The sequence below is a fragment of the Carnimonas nigrificans ATCC BAA-78 genome, from assembly GCF_000526695.1.
GTDB lineage: Bacteria > Pseudomonadota > Gammaproteobacteria > Pseudomonadales > Halomonadaceae > Carnimonas > Carnimonas nigrificans.
This window is the reverse complement of the sequence record NZ_JAGO01000016.1, coordinates 157,174-174,407: the sequence shown is the minus strand read 5'-3', so window position 1 is coordinate 174,407 and position 17,234 is coordinate 157,174. Positions and strand designations below refer to the sequence as shown.

Annotated in this window: 14 protein-coding genes; 8 read left to right on the top strand and 6 right to left on the bottom strand. The window is 54.7% G+C overall.

Annotated features, from left to right (window positions below):
* On the top strand, positions 1–314 hold a 314-nt coding region (locus L881_RS13650; RefSeq protein ID WP_025733866.1), incomplete at its 5' end, for an integrase core domain-containing protein.
* A 3-nt stretch (positions 315–317) separates the two neighbouring features.
* Here the strand turns inward: L881_RS13650 and L881_RS0111610 are convergent.
* Together L881_RS0111610 and L881_RS0111605 are read right to left on the bottom strand one after the other, a co-directional pair.
* Entirely contained in the window at positions 318–1,094 is a 777-nt protein-coding gene (locus L881_RS0111610; RefSeq protein ID WP_025733865.1) for a hypothetical protein, read from the bottom strand.
* Between the two features lie 2 nt (positions 1,095–1,096).
* Complete coding sequence (locus tag L881_RS0111605; protein WP_025733864.1) at positions 1,097–2,563, bottom strand: hypothetical protein; 1,467 nt, start codon at positions 2,561–2,563, stop codon at positions 1,097–1,099.
* Between the two features lie 172 nt (positions 2,564–2,735).
* On the opposite strand from L881_RS0111605, the gene L881_RS0111600 reads away from it, so the two are divergent.
* From L881_RS0111600 to L881_RS0111590, 3 genes are all read left to right on the top strand, one after another.
* Positions 2,736–3,629, top strand: a complete 894-nt coding sequence (locus L881_RS0111600; RefSeq protein ID WP_025733863.1) for a BrxR family helix-turn-helix transcriptional regulator — start codon at positions 2,736–2,738, stop codon at positions 3,627–3,629.
* A gap of 363 nt (positions 3,630–3,992) precedes the next feature.
* Positions 3,993–4,574, top strand: a complete 582-nt coding sequence (locus L881_RS0111595; RefSeq protein WP_025733862.1) for a hypothetical protein — start codon at positions 3,993–3,995, stop codon at positions 4,572–4,574.
* 216 nt (positions 4,575–4,790) lie between these two features.
* On the top strand, positions 4,791–6,062 hold the full coding sequence (locus L881_RS0111590; RefSeq protein WP_169730608.1) for a carbohydrate porin: 1,272 nt from the start codon (positions 4,791–4,793) through the stop codon (positions 6,060–6,062).
* 108 nt (positions 6,063–6,170) lie between these two features.
* Here L881_RS0111590 and cydC read toward each other — a convergent pair whose 3' ends face one another.
* The 4 genes from cydC to gltA all read right to left on the bottom strand — a co-directional run bounded on the left by cydC (position 6,171) and on the right by gltA (position 13,300).
* Positions 6,171–7,910, bottom strand: coding sequence for a thiol reductant ABC exporter subunit CydC (cydC, locus tag L881_RS0111585; protein ID WP_025733860.1), 1,740 nt, complete (start codon positions 7,908–7,910; stop codon positions 6,171–6,173).
* Positions 7,907–9,727, bottom strand: coding sequence for a thiol reductant ABC exporter subunit CydD (gene cydD, locus L881_RS0111580; RefSeq protein WP_051464884.1), 1,821 nt, complete (start codon positions 9,725–9,727; stop codon positions 7,907–7,909). Before cydD ends, cydC begins: the two co-directional genes overlap by 4 nt.
* A gap of 600 nt (positions 9,728–10,327) precedes the next feature.
* Complete coding sequence (gene gltX, locus L881_RS0111575) at positions 10,328–11,818, bottom strand: glutamate--tRNA ligase (protein ID WP_025733858.1); 1,491 nt, start codon at positions 11,816–11,818, stop codon at positions 10,328–10,330.
* A 189-nt stretch (positions 11,819–12,007) separates the two neighbouring features.
* Positions 12,008–13,300 (bottom strand): citrate synthase, encoded by a 1,293-nt coding sequence (gltA, locus tag L881_RS0111570; protein ID WP_025733857.1) that lies wholly within the window; start codon positions 13,298–13,300, stop codon positions 12,008–12,010.
* A gap of 568 nt (positions 13,301–13,868) precedes the next feature.
* Here gltA and sdhC point away from each other — a divergent pair.
* The 4 genes from sdhC to L881_RS0111550 are packed head-to-tail and all read left to right on the top strand — an operon-like array spanning position 13,869 to position 17,114.
* Positions 13,869–14,267, top strand: coding sequence for a succinate dehydrogenase, cytochrome b556 subunit (sdhC, locus tag L881_RS0111565; protein WP_245587974.1), 399 nt, complete (start codon positions 13,869–13,871; stop codon positions 14,265–14,267).
* On the top strand, positions 14,261–14,608 hold the full coding sequence (sdhD, locus tag L881_RS0111560; protein WP_025733855.1) for a succinate dehydrogenase, hydrophobic membrane anchor protein: 348 nt from the start codon (positions 14,261–14,263) through the stop codon (positions 14,606–14,608). The genes sdhC and sdhD overlap by 7 nt, the downstream gene beginning before the upstream one ends.
* Positions 14,609–14,613: 5 nt before the next feature.
* Positions 14,614–16,386, top strand: a complete 1,773-nt coding sequence (gene sdhA, locus L881_RS0111555) for a succinate dehydrogenase flavoprotein subunit (protein ID WP_025733854.1) — start codon at positions 14,614–14,616, stop codon at positions 16,384–16,386.
* Positions 16,387–16,403: 17 nt separating this feature from the next.
* Positions 16,404–17,114 carry a succinate dehydrogenase iron-sulfur subunit gene (locus L881_RS0111550; RefSeq protein WP_025733853.1) on the top strand — a complete coding sequence of 237 codons (711 nt, stop codon included), beginning with the start codon at positions 16,404–16,406 and terminating at the stop codon, positions 17,112–17,114.
* Positions 17,115–17,234 lie beyond the last annotated feature (120 nt).

Genomic DNA, 17,234 nt, shown 5'->3' with positions numbered 1-17,234 from the left:
CGGATCAGGGTTGCCAGTACACCAGCCGGGCATTCCGGCAGATGCTCTGGCGCTACCGAATGACACTGAGTCTCAGTCGCCGTGGCAATTGCTGGGACAATGCCCCAACAGAGCGCTTCTTCAGAAGCCTGAAAACGGAATGGATACCAGAGATCGGCTATCCCGATGTTGCTGCGGCGAAGCGATCTGTCACTGATTATATGATCGGTTACTACAGCAGCCTCCGGCCGCACAAGCATAACGATGGGATACCGCCGAATTTGGCAGAAAAGAACTACTGGAATGCTCAAAGCTCGGTGGCCAAAAGCACTTGACCACTACAGGTTGGATGGAGGCTCCCCTGTAGCAGGGGCGATATCCATGACAAGACGTACCGTTTCTTCAATGCCGGTATGGCGCAGATAGTGTTTGAGCTTTGGGGTCGGATACCAGTCGGATTCTCCCGACAGGCTGCTGTCCTCGGCCAGAAAACCTTCTTCTTGCAGAAGTTTTATCCAGCGCATCGCCATTTCGGTTTGCGAGCGGAGACTGGAGATACGCCCGACCTTCTCATCGTGAATGCGGGGGATGCGCTCTTCCTGTATAAATCGAGCGGCCAGGAGCAGGCCGTCCACTGTCGCGTCATCCTCAGCCTTGCGTTGCGCGATCACCTGACCGGCCACGTCGTTAAGCCGAGTCACGACGGCAGCGGCATTGGTGCCCCTGGTTTGGCCTGACTCGATGCGCACCGTATCAGGGGTAGGAAACATGTCGGCCAGCAGCGCGATCAGGGTCAAGCCTGCGAAGAGGCGTTGTTCCTTGCGCTCCTTGCTTGTTTGTTCAGGCAACAGGCGCTTGTTTAGCCAGCTTAGCGTGGGGGTATAAGGGCCACGGCTATCCGCTGTCAGCAATACCCCGTATGTCTCGTGGATGCCGAGGTAGCGCAATTTCATGCCGGAAGCGATGCCACGGATAATTTCAGCAAACAGAACGTCGCCTTGCAGCTCCAGAGCGTGCTGAATGGGTTCATCCCCCATCTTGTATCCCAATGAATTCATGATCGCTTGGGTGGCGATTTCAGCGTGGCGCTTGGCCTGCTGATGTATGTCGTACATGGCTATTCCTCAAAGGAAGGCGTAGGAGCGGCTATATGCAGGGTGATGTTGTCAGCCCTCCAGAGCGCTGTTTGGATAGGCGCGCCGATGTCCACCTCGATGGCGGGGTCGTTGCTGGTCGCCAGGCTGCCGATGCGGAGCAGGCAGACCTGCTGTTCCTGCTGGGACAGTTCGCCGTTCGCATAGGCGTTAAATACATCAGCAAAACTGACGTGTCCTTGAACATGCAATTGGTCACTCACCCAGTTGCTGCCGTACGTGACTACTGATTCGGGAATGGCGCGCGGGATGGTTTCAATCGCAACGGGCTGGTCGGTGGGCGTCTGTATTTCGCGAGGAAGTACCTGTTCAAACTTATCGAGATACAGGTTCAGCACTGTCTCGATATCGAGGAGAATATGCAGCTCATCATCCTGTCTGCGGGGAGCCAGCAGGCAGGCCACCAGCGCATCCATTTCCTGCTCTGCGACCGTGGGCGCATGAGCCAGCAAAGGAGCGAGGGCACCTTTTTCCAGCGTCTCCCGAAACAGGGTATTGTCTCGGGGAATGATGAGATTGAGCCGGGCCTGCTCAAAATCCTTGTTTATATCGTGCAGGCGGTTCTGGTAGGTCAGTGTGAAGGCACTGACGTCGGCAAAAATCTCCTGCGCCTTGCGCAGTTTGTGTAGCTTGTCGGGATGTAAGTCCGAGTGCCTGTCCGCCAGCATTTCGGTGATGGTCGCCAGGGAGCCTTGGATGTGTTCCAGTACTTCTTGCGTCTTGTCGAAGGACTCGATGATGACCGTGTGAATATCGTCCGTGTAGGATGGACTCAAATCGCCTGACTGGGCGGCGCGTACTTTGATCCGCATTCCCGTCAGGTATTGTTCCAATTGCCGTTGGGTTGACTGGATCTGCTGTACGGCCTTGTCAATTTCACCGCGGCGGATGGTTTTAAGGGTTCGCCAGGCAAGAATGGCCGCTCGCTCGACCGGCGTTTCGTCCAGGCGGAGGGTATAAAACAGCATTCCTTCATCGGTCAGGGACCAGAGAATCTCGTCAGTGCCGGGCATCTGGTCGTGGCGTATCAGACGGACTATCTGCTCATCGGAATGTGCTCGTTTTATGAAGTCGTAGTATCGGAGGCGAAAGGAGTCCTTGATCGCAGCGAAAATCCTGCTGGCTACCCATGTATAGCTCAGCGCCTCCTGGCCCGGATATGCCTCCTGCAAGTGTTCTACCAGGCACTGCTCTGCTTCCTTGCGAGTCATGCCAGGCTGATGCTCACGGTCGGCGTAGTAAAGCATGGTGTCGAAGAGGTGCATAATGGCCGCGAGGGCATCAAGGTCGGCTCCTTCAAACACCTTGCGCTGTAGAGCGCTATAGATTGAATCCAGTGTTCGCACGACCAGCAGCGCCTGAGACTGAATGGTCAGCTCTCGGCGTGCCATGGATTCATTGCGGGTCTGCTCAAGAAACTCTTGCGACATGGCGCTCTCCAGATGATAGAGCGCGACTATAACTAATACTTTCATCAGGCAAATTAACTTTGTCTGATGTTTTTATGATCCAAGGTTTTTTTCGCTATTTTTGGTCGCTCTACACTGGTTTCTTGTATCAAGCTGAATAACCAGTGGTCAGCCAACGCAGAATGAAAGTGATATGCATTACTCAACATTTCTCGAGAAGCACCAAGCCTCTCTCAGCCACGCGCAATGGCTACGTTTGCGCTATATTGAGCGGCAGTTGCTGTGGGAGCGAAAAGTGACATCGCGCATGATTGCGAAGGAGTTTGGCATCTCGCCACAGCAGGCCCGGAGCGACGTTCGAGCCTACCTGTCGTTAGCGCCAGACAACGTTTTTGAGCAAGAGGGCGGGCGCAAGGGCTATTGCCCCAGCGCGACATTTTCGCCCGTTTTGCTCGGGGATAATGATCTGGTCTGGCGTGCGACGGCTGAATTTCAACCTCCCCAGGCGGCCCATGTGGAGGAGCTTCCGATTATCCATCGGGCGGTCCCTAGCCATATACTGGCTGTTTTCCTGTCAGCGATTGAGCAGCAGGCCCAGGTACAAGCGGTCTATGCGTCAATGGAAAATCCGCAAGGCACGGCGCGTATGCTCACCCCGACGGTTATCATCACTGTCAATGGACGCCAGCATGTGCGTGCCTATGACTGGGGGAGCCGGATTTTTAAAGACTTTGTCCTGGCGCGTTTTCTGGGTGTACCCGAACCGGTTGCCCCAGCGGCAGCGCCGCCGCCGGAAGATACGGCGTGGGAAGTCACGATCCCGGTGCGTTTTGTGGTCAATCCGGCTTTGAGCAAGGCGCAGCAGGAAGTGATTGAGCGGGACTATCTGCTGGTTCCATGTGAGTTCAGCATTCGCGCGCCAATGATTTTTTATTTATGCCCTGAAAACAATCTGCCTAAAAACGACGAGGAGTATGCACGGGCCATGGACCCTAGCGTTCAGGGGCCTTTTGCCTATCCTGTTCTCGCGGTGCACGCGCAAACCGGTGAGCCTATTCACAAGTATCGTTATGCAGGCCAGCGCTAGATGGTTTTTCCCTTTATGGTCTTTCTCTTTATCAATGTGGATGGTTATACATTGCTAGGGGGATGGTGTTACGGAAAATGGCGTTGCGGCACCGCGCTATGTGAAAGGAGAGTGAACACCACCTTGAAGGTTATCCATGGTGGGGCGGGAATGCGCTCAGGCGGCTCTCGATTTCCCCGTAAGCGCGCACTATCGCTGAATAAGTGCCAGCTCCTCAGCGGCGCATTGATGGCATACCGCTTTCAATAAACGCTTTCCAGCGACAGGATAATATGTGCCTGGAAAGTCACATTACATTTGAGCGCTCGGCGGCAAGCAGTGCTACCCTAGAGCCAACTCAGAATTTCAACAAGGAGACTCCCTATGGTTGCCCATTCACCAGATAACACCGTTGAAAAGCCCGTCACGCATCGCGGGCGCCGCATTGGTGAGTTCTTTTTCGAGCTCGTGCTGTGGCTTTTGATTGGTATGCTGGTGCAGTGGATCATGCCTGACAGTACTCATCTGGCGCTGATGTCTCAAACGGACGGTAGTGAGCCATCCTTTTGGAATGCGCTTGGATTGGTAGCGCTGTTCTTCACTGTACTGGCATTTTTATTGCGTGATTTTTTCGGCACCAAAGCGGCTGCAAGAGGGCTGAGCCTGGTCGCTACTCGTGTTTTGGCGACTACCTTCGATCTCGGCATGTTTGCCTTCGGTGGGTATCTGCTCACCGTGATTCTCGGCCAGAGCAGCGACATGACACTGTGGCAGCAGCTCTTCTTCTCCAACATTATCGTGTTCATTATTAGCCTTGTCGTGCTTGGCGCACTGCTGCTGGTGCTGCGCTGCTCGCATATTTCGCTGGCGTCACTTTCTGTACTGGAATACAAGCCGTTGGCAAGGTTCGCTATCTATATTGTTGCCCTTGTAGCGCTGGTGCTGATCGCTCTGTTCCTGGTGTAATACTCAAAGCAAGCTGCAATGTTCACATGCTGAAGGGAGCCGTTATGGCTCCTTTTGGCTGTCTGCGCTGTGATGTTAGCGGTAAAAACGCTATCTTAGTCTTTTGCTTAATATTTTCTTGGGAACCTCAGGTGTACGCTTGGTGTTCCTGTCTGAGTCCCTGCTCATAATAAATTCCGGACTCTATTTCGAGGTGATGATTCAATGGGAAAATTCATGGTAGTTTGGGCGGGCACGCTCTGTGTCGGCTGCGCCGCTCTATCTTCACAAGCGCAGGCTTACTCGGCCTTTGATCCAGATTCTGAATACATGTTTGGTGACTGGGGCGGTGAGCGTACGCGCCTCGCAGACTCAGGCATTACCTTCGATTTCGATTTTACCGGTGAAGGCGCACGTAATATTGGTGGCGGTGATCGCTCCAGCAGCACCACTAAATTTGCCGACCAGTTTGGCGCAGGGGTCGGGTTCGATCTTGAGAAGCTGCTGGGTGTATCGGGCGCTGACGTACATATGAGTATTACCAACCGTAATGGTCATAATGTCGGTTCGCGTCTCAACTCTCCCGACTCTCTTGTATCAGGATCTTCCACTCAGGAAGTCGAAGGGCGTGGGCCGGTAACTCGCCTGACGTCACTCTGGTGGCACCAGCGTCTCTTCAATAATGCTCTGGAACTGAAGTTTGGTCGTATTCCTGCCGGCGACGATTTTGGCGTTATCGACAACCATTTCCAGAACCTTGCGTTTGGCGGCAACCAGGTAGGCAACTGGGGCAATAATATATACAACTCGCCTATCGCGCAGTGGGCGGCCATTGTTCGCTATAACTTCGTGCCGAATGCCTATTTCCAGGTGGGCGCCTTTAACGTAAATGACAGTAACCTTGAATATGGTCATGGCTTCAACATGACTACCAACGGCTCACAGGGCACTCATTATCCCATTGAGGTGGGTTATACGCCGAAGATTAATGGCCTTCAGGGTACGTACCGCTTCGGTTACTACTACAATAATGCGGACTCTCGCAGCTGGGGCGCGCGTGCGCCGTCTACCAATGATTCCAACTCTGGCCTTTATTACGTCGCGCAGCAGCAGGTAACTCGTCAAAACGGTGATGATGCTCGTGGCCTTACGCTCTTCAGCCAGGGGAATATCAACCATGGTGATACCGCGGGTGTTGATCGCTATATCTCGGGCGGCCTGACCTATAAAGGTCTGTTTGATGCTCGACCCAAGGATGACATGGGCATTGGTGTCGCTTACCTGCACTTCAATAATGACATTAATGACTTCGTTAATTGGTCCAACAGCCGATACGGTACTCACTACCTGCACCAGGGCCATGAAATAGACGCTGAAATCTATTACGGCTTCCAGATTACCAATTATCTGAGCGTGCGCCCCAACCTCCAGTATGTAGCCAACCCTTCCGGTGCCAGTTCAGTGGATGATGGCTGGGTATTGGGCAGCCGTATCGAAGCCACTTTCTAGTCTTCAAGACATTCGAATACATAATCAGCAGTTGATTGCTGGAAAGGGGGGAAGTCCAACGACTTCCCCCTTGTTCGTCATATGAGGGCTTGTGCAGTGTCAGGCTATCTACACGCTCATGGCATGAAGATACTGGCTGTTTATGGCCTGATGGGTGAGTCCTTGTTCGACAATGCTGCCGTTATCCATCACCGCATAGCGGTCGAACCATTCAAGGTCAGTGGCGCGGTGGCTGATGGCCAATAGTGTCTTGCCTTGGCAGCGCTGCCTGATGAATGCCAGCACCTGCCGCTGAGTTGCCGCATCCAGCCCTTCGGTAGGTTCGTCCAGCAGCACGATCGGGGAGTCCTTGAGCAGCGCACGCGCAATACCGAAGCGGCGTAGCTGCCCGCCGGAGAGCGAGGTGCCAGACTCATCGGGCCAGCTCTCCAGCCCTTCCGGCAGCGATGCGACCCACGTAGCAAGCCCCAGCCCTTCGAGCACTTCCATAATGTCGTCATCGCTGATGGCGTTCCTGCCCATACGCAGATTGTCGCGGAAATTGGCGCTGAACACCTGTACCTGCTGCGGCGCTACGCTAAAGAGCTGTCTGAGGGTCGGCTCGCTTAGCTGGCGAATATCGACACCGCCAATTCGGATGTCGCCTGCATCGGGATCGACAAAACGCACCAGACTATTGAGAAGGGTGGTTTTCCCTGTACCGGAGGGACCGCTTAATAGCCAATGTTCGCCCTGACCGAGTGAGAAATTCAGCCGATCAAGCACCTGAATATTCTGGAAGGAGACTGACAGCTCTCTTATCTCCAATTGGTGGCCTGTGACTGACGCTTCATCATGGTCGGGAAATGAGCTGCTGGGCACATTGTCACGCAATTCATTCAAGCGCCGCGCCGCGCGCTGCACTTTGCCCAACTGCTGCCACGCCTGGGGCAGTAGCATGATCGCTTCAAAGGCAGCAACCACCGTCAGTGCGATAGCGGCTACCAGCGTGGTTGGCAGGCCGTAGTGCGTAGCGCTGTAGGCCGCCAGAACCATCGCGCCGGTCACGCTGATACCAAGCAATGCCAGTGACAACCACAAGGCATCTCCCCATTGTCGCGCCAGGATGAGCTGCTGCTGGTCGCGCTGCTGCTGTTGATCCAGCAACGCTTCGCACTCTTGCTGCCATTGACCATAAAGGCTCAATTCAGCAAATGAGTCGAGTCGTTCAACGATGCGTGCGCGCAAGGCAGTGTCGAGCTGCTGGTAATGAGCCGAGTACCGGCGTCCTCGAAACCAGGCGAGCCACGGCCCCAATGTACCGGCAAAGCCCAGAGAGAGCGCGACAAATAGCCCAATGGCGGGGTCGAGCAGCCCAATGAGCACACCGAGAGTGATGATGGTCAGCAGGGCGACGATGGAAGGCACCAGCACTCTTACATAAAGAGCATCCAGGACATCAATGTCGGCGGTCAAACGGGTGCTCAGCTCGCTGCTGCCATAGTGTTGCAGCGCTGGCGGCGAGAGCGGTTCAATCAGCAGGTAGGTGCGTTTGCGCAGCTGTGACAGCAGCTTGAAGGTGCCCTGATGGGTGATGACCCGTTCGCCGTAGCGGGTGATGGTGCGCGATATGGCAAAAAAGCGCACGCCCGACGACGGCAGCATATAGTTGAACGCCAACGCTGTTGCGACACTGGTGCCTGCCAGTGCTGAAGCGTTGAGGAACCAGCTGGAAACCGCCACCAGTCCAACGCTGGAAAGCATCGCCAGCAGATTTAACAATAGCCCGACTATCAGCAGCGGCAAAAAGGGCTTCATCATTGCCACATAGGGCGCCAGGTCGCGCCATGATTCACGGCGAGGCTTCATGGGGCACCTCCTGTGGAGTGATGCACGGCGTGGAGCGGGCCACCTGCTGTGCTGAGTTCATCGAAGCTGCCCTGCGCTGTGATGCAACCGTCATCCAGCATCACGATATGATCCGCCAGTTTCAACAGTTCCAGACGGTGCGTCAGGATAACCAGCGAGTGCCGCTGCTTGAGTTCTTCCAGTGCGTCGATAACCAGACGTTCATTGTCGCTATCAAGACTCGCAGTAGGTTCATCCAGCAGCGTGAGTGGCGCATCTCTGATGAAAACACGCGCCATCGACAAGCGCCTTGCCTGCCCGCCCGAGATCGGCTGGCCGCCTTCCCCTAGTGGGGTGTCGAGCTGCTGAGGAAGGTGCTCTACCCACTCTTTCAGGTGCACCTTTTCCAGAGCGTCCCATAGGGATGCCTGACTAACGCTGGCATTGGCGCCCATGCGCAGATTATCGGCCAGTGAACCTTTGATGATGGCGGGGTGCTGGCCCACCCAGCCCAGCGAGTGGTGCCACTGTTCGCGGGAAAGAGCTGTCAGGGGCTGGTCATTGCACCGTATTGCACCGCTTGATAGCGGCAGAAATCCCATCAGCGCGCTTAGCAGGGTGCTTTTTCCTGCGCCACTGGGACCGATAACGGCGAGGGTTTGTCCTGCCTTGAGAGTGAAGGAGACCTCCTCCAGCGCAGCCTTGGCGCGATTGGGGTAGTGAGCCGTAACCTTATCGAAGGTGACAGATACAGCTCCCTGCGGCTGCCAGGAAGACGATGACTCGTCTTCGGCGTTATCGGCTGCGCCGTTTTCCAGAGGCATCAGCACCTCGGCAGAAGCTTCGGCAGCGGCCTTGGCGTGGTAGTGGGTGCCCAGGTCACGCAACGGCTGATAGAACTCAGGTGCCAGAATCAGGATAAACAGGCCCGATTGGAGGGTGAGGGTGCCGCCCCAGTTGCCAAAATGAAACTGACCGAGATAGACGAAGCCAATATAGATCGCAAGGATAGCGATAGAGACCGCTGAAAAGAATTCCAGTGCAGTCGATGAAAGGAAAGCCAGTTTCAGCACCTTCATCGAACGTTTGCGGAAATCTTCGGAAACGCGTTCGACGCTGCGTGCCTGACGTTTCCCGAGGCCGAACAGCTTGAGGGTAGGAAGACAGCGCAGCGTATCGAGGAAGTGGCTGCTTAGTCTTCCCATCTCGACAATCTGAGCCTGCTGAAGATTTTTTGCACCCATGCCCACCATCGCCATGTTAAGCGGGATCATCGGGCCGGTAATCAGCAGAATCACGCCGGCGGCCCAGTTGAGAGGCATGACGGCAATGATAATCACAAGAGGAATCAGACCGCACAAATACATTTGCGGCACGTAGTCAGCGTAGTAGCCATCCAGGGCGTCAACGTCGTTGCACAAATGGCTGCCAAGCGTTGCACTGTGCTGTCCGCGCACCCACATGGGACTACGTTTTGAAATACTCGCCAGAAGCTGGGCGCGCACTGCCTGGCGCACCTGGATACCGGCTCGGGCGCTGGCGATAGTTTTGGCCCGCAGGCATAGTCCGCGCAGCACTAATGTCACGGGCAGCAAAATAAAAAAAGGGTAAAGCTGCGCGAAAGAGGCACTCTCGATCACCAGACGCTGGGCAATGGTAGCAATGGCATAGGCCTGCACTAACATCAGCAGGGTTGAGAGCGTTCCCATCGCAACAGCGGTTTTGGGCCACCGGCCTGCGTAGGGCAGCTTGCTGCGGAGCCACTTTTTGGCATCTTGAATGGGTGGCGAAGGCGTCGAGGCTGGCTCGGTAGTACGGTCAGTTACGGATGTTGTCATAGGAACTCCCCATCAGGCTGACCAGTGTAATGGATAGTTGTGGTGAGCGGGCGAGGCGATCTGTCGCACAGGCCATTAAATTGCGGCAAGGGTGGGGCTGGAAGGTGGTCGTTTATACTCTGGCTGATTCTGTTTTATAGCTTGACTTTTTTGCTTAAGGCTAAATTTTCAACGCAATGTGCCGTTGTCCACACTTTCTGTGGATAACCCTGTGCAAAACCACTTGTATTTGTCTTCTGATGTGCATCATTAAAGGGGTAGCAGCAAATTGTTTATTTTTTGACCATATTTAAGTTACTGATTTAAAAGAAAATAGTAGGAATTTGTTGATCTTTTATGACAGAAGAGAAGGTTTACGCAGAATGTTTAAGAAAAGTGCATTCAGTGGAAAAGTATTCGCTTGTCAAGCCCAAATAGGGGTGAATTCAATCACGAAGGGATGGGGCGTAACGTCGTTGAACGTGCGCCAAATATGCCGGTTTTAGGTCTGTATATAGGGTGTTTGTCGTGAAAACGGGTGGCACCGGCCTCCTTGTGGTGCCGGTGCCCAGTCTCTCTTTTCAGCAGCAAAGGAGAGACTGTTGCCTGAATAGGCCGCTATCACTCTTCGAACGCGATACCCTGATACTCTTTTTCCAGTGCCTTGGCTTTCTTCTTGGAGATACCGCCTAGCACCTCAACAGCGTTGCGCAGTCGGGCGCGGGTGATGTCCGAGCCTAAAATAGCCATGGCATCCAGCACTGAAGTAGAACTCAGTTGGCCTGTAATAGCGACAAATACCGGCGCCAGTATCACCTTCATTTTCAGTTCGAAATGAGCAGCCAGCTGCTGAACCTGGTGCATGATCGACTCCTTGTCCCACTGCGGAAGCCGTTCGAGGCGCCAGATCAAGAACTGAAGCAGGGCAACCTGGCGCTCCTGCTCGATCTTGATTGCTTCGAAATCGTCGGCTTCAAGCACGGGAATACCCGAGAAGAAATGGCCGGCCAGCGGCATAACGTCCGACAATAGCTGCACACGCGGCCTGATTTCGGGCAGCAGCTGGTGAATATAGTCGCTATTGAACGCCCATTGCTGCATTGCCTCTATAAACTGAGCGTCATCAAGATCTTCACGCAGATATACGCTGTTCAGCCAGCTCAGCTTATCAAGATCGAATACCGGGCCGCCCAGGGATACGCGCTGAATATCGAATTCGGCCTGCATCTCTTCAAGCGTAAATTTTTCACGCTCATCGGGCATTGACCAGCCCATCCGGCCCAGATAGTTGAGCACTGCCTGAGGAAGGAAGCCCATCTTGCGATAATAATTGATGGATGTCGGGTTCTTGCGCTTGGACAGCTTGGTCTTGTCGGGGTTGCGCAGTAGCGGCAGGTGGCACAGAACCGGCATTTCCCAGCCGAAATAGTCGTATAGAAGCTGGTGCTTGGAGGCTGAGTTGATCCACTCTTCACCGCGCAGTACGTGGGTGATTTCCATCAGATGGTCATCGACCACGTTGGCCAGATGGTAGGTAGGCAGGCCATCGGACTTCATAAGAATCTGCGCATCCACCTGCGCCCAATCAAGCTCAATGTCACCGCGCAGCAAATCCTTGACGATACAGGTGCCTTCACTGGGCACCTTCATGCGTACCACATAGGGCGCATTCGCCGCTTCACGACGCGCAATTTCGGCCTCATCAAGCAGCAGGTCATCCTGTTTCAGAGCGGAGAAATTGCCCTCTGCCTTGCGCTGTTCACGCAGCTCGTTGAGCTCTTCAGTGGTGCGGTAGCACTTGAAGGCGTGACCATCGTCGAGCAGTTGCTGAACGTGGCGCTGATAGATGTCCGCACGTTCACTCTGACGGTAGGGGGCGTGTGGGCCGCCCACATCAGGCCCTTCGCTCCACTCGATGCCCAGCCAGCGCAGCGAATCAAAAATCATCTGCTCAGAAGCGCGTGTTGAGCGGGTTTGATCGGTGTCTTCGATACGCAGAATAAATTCACCCTGATGCTGTTTAGCGAAGCACAGGTTGAAGAGTGCTACATAGGCGGTGCCTACGTGGGGGTCGCCCGTCGGGGAAGGTGCAATGCGAGTACGAACGGTCATGGAACAGAACCTTGATGATAATGATGAATACTTCTGAAAAGAAGGTGATCGCGACGTACCGGAAATGCTGTTGGCAATCGTCAGGGGATACGTCGGCAAAGTGGCGCTATTTTGGCATGATTGCAGCATGTCTGAAACTAAAAGCGCCAGCTCAAGGCTGGCGCGTTGGGACGTGCAAATGGCAGGGGCTTATTTGTCGGTGGGGTAATGGCGGAAATCGGCCCCTACGTAAAGCTGGCGTGGACGGCCAATCTTGACGTTGCCCGCGCTGACCATCTCATTCCAGTGGGAAATCCAGCCGATGGTGCGAGCCATGGCGAAAATTACCGTGAACATGTTGCTGGGAATACCCATTGCTCGCAGGATAATACCGGAATAGAAGTCCACGTTGGGGTAGAGCTTGCGCTCTATAAAGTAGTCATCTTCCAGCGCAATCTGCTCAAGGCGCTTGGCAATCTTCAGCTTGGGATCATCTGCGATGCCAAGCTCTCCCAGTACTTCGTCGCAGGCTTCTTTCATCACCTTGGCGCGTGGGTCAAAGTTGCGGTAGACGCGGTGCCCAAAGCCCATCAGACGGAAGGGGTCTTCCTTGTCCTTGGCGCGATCGACAAAACGCTGAATGTTCTCTTCCGAGTCATCGTCGATCTCATCGAGCATGGCCAGTACTGCCTCGTTCGCACCGCCGTGAGCAGGCCCCCAGAGTGCGGCGATACCCGCGCTGATGCAGGCAAACGGATTGGCGCCTGTGGAACCTACCAGACGAACAGTGGAGGTGGAGGCGTTCTGCTCGTGATCGGCATGCAGCATGAAGATGCGATCCATTGCGCGAGCCAGAACAGGACTGACCTTGTACTCCTCACAGGGCGTACTGAACATCATGTGCAAGAAGTTGGCGGCGTAATCAAGATCGTTGCGCGGATAGGAGAAGGGCTGACCAATGCTGTATTTGTAGGTCATCGCTGCCAGTGTGGGCATTTTTGCCACGAGACGGTGCGCCGCGATTCTGCGGTCACGCTCGTTACTGGCTTCCAGACCATCATGATAAAAACCGGCCAGCGCACCTACCGTGCCGCACATGATCGCCATCGGGTGGGCATCACGACGAAATCCCTTGAAGAAGTGGTGGATCTGTTCGTGCACCAGCGTGTGGTAGCGGATGATATGAGCGAATTGCTCATACTGCTCCTTGGTGGGCAGTTCGCCATAAAACAGCAGATAACCGAGTTCAAGGTAGTTGGAGTGTTTCGCGAGTTCATCAATCGGGTAGCCGCGATGCAGCAGCATGCCCTTGTCACCATCAATGTAGGTAATCGCAGAGTTACAGGACGCTGTCGCTACAAAGCCCGGGTCGTAGGTGAAGTAGCCAGCCTTGGTTAGAGCCCTTACATCGATGACGTGTGGACCTACGGTGCCCGAGTAGACCGGCAGCTCTACCTTCTCGTCAGTGCCTTCTAGGCTTAAGGACACAGTATTGTCAGCCATGTTGAACTCCTCGTTTTTAGTCGTTGGTTGATCTCGCAAGCATTGGCAGAAAACGCGCTCAACCGCTCAAGGGGAGGCAGCGATTCAGTCAAATGGGGCCATAAGGTGGCGCTGTTGCTCGCAAGGAATCATTTCTCTCTCATGTTTGCATCGCTAGTGTAACGCTGCGTGACCCTTTTGTGTGTACACCATCCACTTTGGTAGTAGGCCGCCGTGGCCAATCGACCTTCGCCTTCAACTGCCGTACCACAGCATGGCGAGCATGACAGCCGCGCTGATGCGGTATTCAAGGGCTTGTCACCGGTGTAACCGCAGGGCCGTTTTCAGGTACAGCGTGCCTGTGTGCAAGGGTGAAGGCAATTTGTCATCTTGCCTTTGCAGGCATATACTTTTCGTCCGTCAAATAAAGACTTTGGGCTGCCTCTCGCTTCCCAGTCAATCGGCAGTTTGCCAGTGGTTTGGCGTGTCTCTCGATCTGTGACTGCGAGTGCAGAACCTGAAAAGCAGTAAATCAACGCTAACCCTCACCTTCGCGCCGTGCGACGGTCAGGTCGAGAGAGTGATCACCGTGACTAGCAAAAAGCCTATAAAGGCTGCTAAACGTCCAGTTAACCTGGATCTTGGCACTATAAAGCAGCCGCTCCCCGCCCTTGTTTCCATTACCCACCGTGTGACAGGCGTCATGCTCTTTATCGGTCTCATCTTTGCCCTATGGGCATTTGATGTATCGCTATCGTCCCAGCAGGGGTTTGATAGTGTCAGGCACGCCCTTGAGCACAATTTCTTCGCCAAACTGGTCGCCTGGGGTCTGCTTTCAGCACTGGCATGGCATTTCGTGGCCGGAATTCGCCATCTGGCGATGGACCTTCACTACGCTGATGACCGTGAAGGAGGTATGCGTACCTCTAAAATCGTGGTGGTCGTATCGGCTGTTCTCATTGTGCTAGCGGGGGTGTGGGTATGGTAACCATGATTACAAACCTTGGGCGCAGTGGTCTCTCCGACTGGCTGGTTCAGCGTATTTCGGCCGTTGTTCTTGCTCTCTACACCCTGTTCCTGGTGGCATATGTGCTGTTTCACCCCGGGCTTGATTACCTCACCTGGTCGGCGCTGTTCGAAAGCACTGCCATGCGTATCTTTACGCTGGCCGCGCTGCTCTCCATCGCTGCGCACGCGTGGATAGGCTTGTGGACAATCTTCACTGATTACGTCAAGTGCACCCGCCTGCGCCTAGTGCTTCAGGTGGTTGTTGTTCTTGCGCTGTTTACCTTTGTGATCTGGTCCGTACAAGTGCTCTGGGGGGCATGATCTAAATGTCTGATCTTCATGAAATGAGTTTTGATGCCATCATCATTGGCGGTGGTGGCTCTGGCCTGCGCGCAGGTCTGGAACTGGCAAAATCCGGCAAGAATACTGCCGTTCTTTCCAAGGTATTTCCTACCCGCTCTCATACGGTTTCTGCCCAGGGCGGTATTACCTGTGCCATCCAGAGCGCTGATCCCAATGATGATTGGCGTTGGCATATGTACGACACCGTCAAGGGGTCTGACTTCATTGGCGACCAGGAAGCCATTGAATACATGTGTATGGAAGGCCCCAAGGCGGTGTTCGAGCTGGAGCACATGGGGCTGCCGTTCTCACGTTTTGATAATGGCCGTATCTACCAGCGTCCGTTTGGTGGTCAGTCGAAGGATTTCGGCAAGGGCGGCCAGGCTGCACGTACCTGTGCTGCCGCTGACCGTACCGGCCATGCGCTGCTGCACACGCTGTATCAGAACAACCTGAAAAACGGCACTGTCTTCCTTGATGAGTGGTACGCGGTTGATCTGGTGAAAAATGCCGGCGGCGATATTGTTGGCGTTATCGCCTTCAGCATGGAAACCGGCGAAACCTGCCTGATCAAGTCCAAGGCGGTAGTGCTGGCGACCGGTGGCGCGGGCCGTATCTATGCCTCCACCACCAATGCCCTGATCAATACCGGTGACGGTGTCGGCATGGCGCTGCGCGCGGGGCTGCCGGTGCAGGACATGGAAATGTGGCAGTTCCACCCGACCGGTATCTATGGCGCCGGCTGTCTGGTGACGGAAGGCTGTCGTGGTGAAGGCGGCTATCTGATCAATGCCGATGGTGAGCGTTTCATGGAGCGCTATGCGCCCAACTTCAAGGATCTGGCAGGGCGTGACGTGGTAGCACGTTCGATGGTCATTGAAATTCTTGAAGGACGTGGCTGTGGTCCCAACAAGGATCATATCCTGCTGAAACTGGATCACCTTGGCCCGGAAGTGCTGCACAAGCGTCTGCCTGGCATTGTTGAAATGTCGAAGACCTTCGCTCATGCCGATCCTGTGCAGGAGCCGATTCCGGTGGTGCCTACCTGTCACTATATGATGGGCGGCTTGCCGACCAACGTGCATGGTCAGGTGCTGACGCAGGACAAGGACGGCAACGATCAGGTCGTCAACGGTCTGTACGCCTGCGGAGAGGTGGCGTGCGTATCGGTTCACGGCGGTAACCGACTGGGCGGTAACTCGCTGCTTGATCTGGTGGTGTTTGGACGTGCCGCGGGGATGTATATCGAAGAGACGCTTAACCAGGGTGTCGAGCAGCTTGAGCCAACCGAATCCGATATCGAGCAGGCGCTCAAGCGTCTTAACCGCTGGAACGAATCGACTGGTGGCGAGTCGGTACCCGAGCTCAAGCGTGAACTGCAAAACATCATGCAGAACAACTTCGGGGTATTCCGCGAAGAAGAGAACATGCAGAAAGGTCTGGAGCAGCTCGACGCCATGCGTGAGCGTATCGCCAACGCCTATTTGCCTGACAAGAGCATGACCTTCAACACTGCGCGTGTTGAGGCGCTTGAACTTGATAACCTGTTTGAAGTAGCAGAAGCAACGGCGTTTGCCGCGCTTAACCGTCGCGAAAGCCGTGGGGCGCATTCACGCCCTGATTACCCCGATCGAGATGACGAAAACTGGTTGAAGCATTCGCTCTATTTCCCGCAGGAAAAAGAGCTGCGCAAACGCGATGTCAACATGTCGCCGCGCACCGTGGATTACTTCAAGCCTGTTGAACGTCACTATTAAAAGTGGGGAGACCGATAATGACTATGCTGACCGTCTCGGTATACCGCTATAACCCGGATACCGACGACAAACCTTATATGCAGGATTTTCAGGTCGACACCGAAGGGCGCGACCTGATGGTACTGAATGTCATCATGATGATTCAGGAACAGGACGCCAGTGTTGTATTCCGCCGTAGCTGCCGAGAAGGGGTGTGCGGTTCGGATGGTGTCAACATGAATGGGCGCAACGGCCTGACCTGTATCACGCCTCTGTCCCAGGTGGTGAAGAACAACAAGCTGGTGCTGCGTCCGCTGCCCGGCCTGCCGGTTATTCGCGACCTGATCGTAGACATGCAGATGTTTTATCGTCAGTACGAAAGCATTCAGCCTTATTTGCAAAACAACACTACGCCGCCGGCCATTGAGCGTCTTCAGTCACCCGAAGATCGTGACAAGCTGGATGGCCTGTACGAGTGTATTCTGTGTGCGTGCTGCTCGACGTCGTGCCCATCGTTTTGGTGGAACCCTGACAAGTTTGTAGGGCCGGCTGGCCTGCTGCAAGCGTACCGTTTCCTTGCCGACAGCCGCGATGAATACACGAAAGAGCGTTTGGCGCGTCTTGATGACCCGTTTAGTGTGTTCCGCTGCCGTGGCATCATGAACTGCGTTAGTGTGTGTCCGAAAGGGCTAAACCCAACTCATGCCATTGGCAAGATTCGGGAAATGCTGATGACTCAGGCCACCTGAGCCGAGTCTCCATAGGCGCGGAACAGCGCCCTGTTCAGTACCGTCGCTTGCATAGAGGCTGTTGAGGCGGTACTGATCAACATAATTGTTAGTCGAGAGAGTTGCTGCGAGGGCGAAGTA

What these genes read in the sequence shown, in the direction of transcription:
- L881_RS0111610 (WP_025733865.1), bottom strand. Translation starts at nt 1,094, where the DNA reads ATGTACGACATACATCAGCAGGCCAAGCGCCACGCTGAAATCGCCACC.
- L881_RS0111605 (WP_025733864.1), bottom strand. Translation starts at nt 2,563, where the DNA reads ATGTCGCAAGAGTTTCTTGAGCAGACCCGCAATGAATCCATGGCACGC.
- L881_RS0111600 (WP_025733863.1), top strand. Translation starts at nt 2,736, where the DNA reads ATGCATTACTCAACATTTCTCGAGAAGCACCAAGCCTCTCTCAGCCAC.
- L881_RS0111595 (WP_025733862.1), top strand. Translation starts at nt 3,993, where the DNA reads ATGGTTGCCCATTCACCAGATAACACCGTTGAAAAGCCCGTCACGCAT.
- L881_RS0111590 (WP_169730608.1), top strand. Translation starts at nt 4,791, where the DNA reads ATGGTAGTTTGGGCGGGCACGCTCTGTGTCGGCTGCGCCGCTCTATCT.
- cydC (WP_025733860.1), bottom strand. Translation starts at nt 7,910, where the DNA reads ATGAAGCCTCGCCGTGAATCATGGCGCGACCTGGCGCCCTATGTGGCA.
- cydD (WP_051464884.1), bottom strand. Translation starts at nt 9,727, where the DNA reads ATGACAACATCCGTAACTGACCGTACTACCGAGCCAGCCTCGACGCCT.
- gltX (WP_025733858.1), bottom strand. Translation starts at nt 11,818, where the DNA reads ATGACCGTTCGTACTCGCATTGCACCTTCCCCGACGGGCGACCCCCAC.
- gltA (WP_025733857.1), bottom strand. Translation starts at nt 13,300, where the DNA reads ATGGCTGACAATACTGTGTCCTTAAGCCTAGAAGGCACTGACGAGAAG.
- sdhD (WP_025733855.1), top strand. Translation starts at nt 14,261, where the DNA reads ATGGTAACCATGATTACAAACCTTGGGCGCAGTGGTCTCTCCGACTGG.
- sdhA (WP_025733854.1), top strand. Translation starts at nt 14,614, where the DNA reads ATGTCTGATCTTCATGAAATGAGTTTTGATGCCATCATCATTGGCGGT.
- L881_RS0111550 (WP_025733853.1), top strand. Translation starts at nt 16,404, where the DNA reads ATGACTATGCTGACCGTCTCGGTATACCGCTATAACCCGGATACCGAC.